The sequence below is a fragment of the Pseudomonas palleroniana genome, from assembly GCF_003031675.1.
GTDB classification, from domain to species: Bacteria; Pseudomonadota; Gammaproteobacteria; order Pseudomonadales; family Pseudomonadaceae; genus Aquipseudomonas; species Aquipseudomonas palleroniana.
On record NZ_PYWX01000059.1, the window covers coordinates 1 to 4407 of the forward strand.

Genomic DNA, 4407 nt, shown 5'->3' on the forward strand with positions numbered 1-4407 from the left:
GATGTGGTGGTACAGGATGCCTTCCTGCAACGGTGCCAGGGCGTAGATATCCTGCACGTTGGCCACGCCGCCCGGCACGCTGGCGACGATGCGGTCGATCGCCGCCTGGTCCAGGTCCGCCAGGGGCAGCAGGTCCGGGGTGATACGCACGCAATCGGGCGTGATCAGGTTGGCCGGTACGGCCACTTCGCGCCCACTGCCCACCGCAGCGGCCAGCGCTGCCAAAGTCGGCTGGCTGAACAACACGCGCACGTCGGCGCTGAGGTCGGCGCGGCGCATGCGTTCGATCAGGTTGACCGCCATCAGCGAATGGCCGCCCAGTTCAAAGAAGTTGTCGTGACGACCGACTTGCTCGACCTTGAGCAGGTCGGCCCAGATCTGCGCCAGTACGGTTTCCACTTCTCCTTGTGGCGCTTCGTAGCCACGGCTCAGCAGGGCTTCCTGGTCCGGTGCAGGCAGGGCCTTGCGGTCGACCTTGCCGTTGTTGGTCAGCGGCAGGCTGTCAAGGCGCACGTAGGCGGCCGGCACCATGTAGTCCGGCAACTGCGCGTGCAGATGCTCACGCAAGGCTTGGATATCGACGTTTTCACGCTCGGTGAAGTACGCCACCAGGCGCTTGTGCCCCGGTTCGTCCTGACGGGCGAGTACCACCGCGTCCTTGACCTGCGGGTGCTCACTCAGGCGCGTTTCGATCTCGCCCAGTTCGATGCGGAAACCGCGGATCTTCACCTGCTGGTCGTTACGGCCCTGATACTGCAAGGTACCGTCGGCACGCCAGGCCACCAGGTCGCCAGTGCGGTACATCAGCGCCCCGTCGTTGAACGGGTCGGCGAGGAATGTCTCCGCCGTCAGGTCAGCCCGGTTCAGGTAGCCCAGGGCAACCCCCTGGCCACCGATATACAACTCGCCAGTGACACCGACCGGCACCGGTTGTTGACGGGCGTCGAGCACATAAGCTCGGCTGTTGCCCACCGGGCGGCCAATCGGAATGCTGCCCTCGTCTGCCCGCGTAATCTCATGGGTGGTCGAGAAGGTAGTGGCTTCAGTCGGGCCGTAGCCGTTAAGCAGATGCTGGGGTGCACCGTCCTTGAGGACCCGAGCGATCACGTTCGGATCGAGCACATCGCCACCGACAATCAGGTAACGCAGTTGCGGGAAGACCGGCAACAATCCTTCGGCGTACTGGTGGAACAAGCCGGCGGTCATCCACAACACGCTGACTGCTTGTTCCTGCAACAGCGCGGCAAAGCCGGCCTGGGATAGCAATGTGTCCTGATCGACCACCACCACCGCGCCGCCATTGAGCAATGGCGCCCAGACATCCAGGGTACTGGCGTCAAACGCCGGGTTCGAAGCAAACGCCACCCGATCATGCTGATTGAAATCGGCATAGCCGTTGTTGATCACCAGGCGCGTGATGGCGCGGTGCGGCACCAGCACGCCTTTTGGCGTCCCCGTGGAGCCGGAGGTGTACATGATGTACGCCACCGTCTCGGCGGATTGCTCCAGTGCCGGGTTGTGATCAGGCTCAAGACTCAGATCCAGAGTATCCAGGTCCAGGCGACGAGCAACCTGCGGCGTCTCGATCGAGGCCGCCGTCAGCAGCAGAGCCGCCCCGCTGTCCGAGATCATGAAACCTTGACGGTCCAACGGCGCGTTGACATCCAGCGGCACATACACCGCCGCACACTTGCTGATTGCCAACTGGCTGACCAGCAGGTCCACGGAACGCTCCAGCAAAATCGCCACGCGGTCACCAGGCGCCACGCCTTGGCCGATCAGGTGATGGGCCAACTGGTTGGCCCGTCGGTTCAATTGCGCATAACTCACGGCTTGCTCGCCATGCACCGCCGCCAGCGCCTGCGGATCGGCCGCCGCGTGGGCTTCGAACAGCGCGTGCACGGTCTGTGTTTCGGGGTAGGCACGCGTGGTCGGGTTGAACTCGACCAGCACCTGGTGTACTTCGCTCGCCGGCAATACCGACAATTGCTCGAACGGCAGATCGGGGGATTGCTCCAGTGCCTGCACCAACTGCTCCACAACGGTGAGCAGGTAGTCACAGAGACGGCGCGCCTCCAGCGGCGAAACCACCAGTGCATTGAGATTGAATTGCTCGCCCAGGTCATCGACGCTCAAGGTGATCGGGTAGTTGGTGCGCTCTTCGGCGTGCAGGAAGTGCATACCGTGCCATACCTGTTCGAGCGCGGCCATGTCCTCGACCACGCCAGTGTGCCGGTAGTTGAGCAAGGCGCTGAACAACGGCACGCTCGCCGGCACCCCGCTGCAACGCTGGGACAGCGCCAGTGAAGCATGCTCGTGCCCCAGTAACGCCGTCAGTCGCGCATGGGTTGCCTTGACGGCCGAGCGCACGCCCACTGCGTCGACATCAACTCGCAGCGGCAAGGTATTGATAAACATCCCCAGCCCACGGTCCGCCCCTTCACCGCCTTGCATGCGGCCGAGCAACACGGTGCCGAACACGACCTCGCGACGGCCCGACACGCTGCCCAACACCCTTGCCCAGGCCAGGTGAAACAGGCTGGCGGCGCTGACGCCGGTCTGGCGTGCCTGTTCGCGCAGGCGCAGGCTCAAGCCCTTATCAAGCAGGTGTGTGGCTTCGCCCACGCCATGCCCATCGCCCTGCACATCCTGCAGACCGAACGGCAAGGTCGGCTCATCGATATCGCTGAGCATCTCGCGGAAAAACCGCTCGTGCTCCGCATCAGTGCTGCCCAGACGTGCCTGCGCCACATAATTGCGGTAAGGCACCGCGTGCTTCAGCTGTTCGGCCTGACCCTGCAGCAACAGGTGCATTTCCTGTTGCACCACATCAAGGGCGGTATGGTCCATGATCAAGTGATGGAACATCAGCAACGCGACGATCCGCTGATTGGCCTCGTCACGGGCATAGACGATGCGCATCAACGGTGCCTGGGTCAGTTCCAGGCGATAGTGACGGGCATCGAAACGCTCACGCAGCTGGTTCACGACGTCATCGCCGTGCGGGTCGGCGGGCATTTCCTGCACCGCCAGCGCGGCCTTGCGCCACACCACTTGCACCGGGTTTTCCAGGCCTTGCCAGACGAGGCTGGTGCGCAGGATGTCATGGCGATCGATGACCGCCTGCAGCACCTCGATAAACACCTGGAAACGCTCCAGGCTGTCAAACCCGTAACTCGATTGCAGCAAGTAGGGATCGCCGGTTTCGGCACGGATATGGTGGTACAACACGCCTTCCTGCAATGGCGCCAACGGGTAAATATCCTGCACATTGGCCGTGCCGCCCGGGATCTGGGCGACGATATGGTCGATGCTCGCCTGGTCCAGGGTCATCAGGGGTAGCAGGTCGGGAGTGATGCGTGCGCAGTCAGGCGTAATCCGGTTGGCCGGTACAACCACCTCACGCCCGGAGCCGACGGCAGCCGCCAGCGCCGCAAGGGTGGGCTGGCGAAACAACACGCGTACATCGGCGCTGAGGTCAGCCTGGCGCATGCGTTCAATCAAATTGACCGCCAGCAGCGAATGGCCGCCCAGTTCAAAGAAGTTATCGTGACGCCCGACTTGCTCGACCTTGAGCACATCCGCCCAGATCTGCGCCAACACGGTTTCCACTTCACCTTGTGGCGCTTCGTAGCCACGGCTCAGCAGGGCGTCCTGATCCGGTGCAGGCAGGGCCTTGCGGTCGACCTTGCCGTTGTTGGTCAGCGGCAGACTGTCCAGGCGCACGTAGGCGGCCGGCACCATGTAATCCGGCAACTGCGCTTGCAGATGCTCACGCAAGGATTGGATATCGACGTTTTCACGCTCGGTGAAATACGCCACCAGGCGCTTGTACCCCGGTTCGTCCTCACGCGCGAGCACCACCGCGTCCTTGACCTGCGGGTGCTCACTCAGGCGCGTTTCGATCTCGCCCAGTTCGATGCGGAAGCCGCGAATCTTCACCTGCTGGTCGTTACGGCCCTGATACTGCAAGGTGCCGTCGGCACGCCAGGCCACCAGATCGCCGGTGCGGTACATCAGCGCTCCGTCGCTGAACGGGTCGGCGAGGAATTTCTCCGCCGTCAGATCAGCGCGGTTCAGGTAGCCTAGGGCAACCCCCTGACCACCGATGTACAACTCGCCGGTCACACCGACCGGCACCGGTTGCTGGCGGGCATCGAGCACGTAGGCACGGCTGTTGCCCACCGGACGGCCAATCGGAATGCTGCCCTCGTCTGCCCGCGTAATCTCATGGGTGGTCGAGAACGTCGTCGCCTCGGTCGGGCCGTAGCCGTTGAGCAGGTGCTGAGGTGCGCCGTCCTTGAGGACCCGGGCGATCACGCTCGGATCGAGCACATCACCGCCGACAATCAGGTAACGCAGTTGCGGGAAGACCGGCAACAATCCTTCGGCGTACTGGTGGAACAA

1 protein-coding gene is annotated in these 4407 nt (G+C 63.3%); it reads right to left on the reverse strand.

Translation table 11 applies throughout. The features are described 5' to 3' along the window. A partial coding sequence (locus C9383_RS19865; protein ID WP_146164717.1) for a non-ribosomal peptide synthetase occupies nt 1–4407 on the reverse strand: 4407 nt, incomplete at both ends.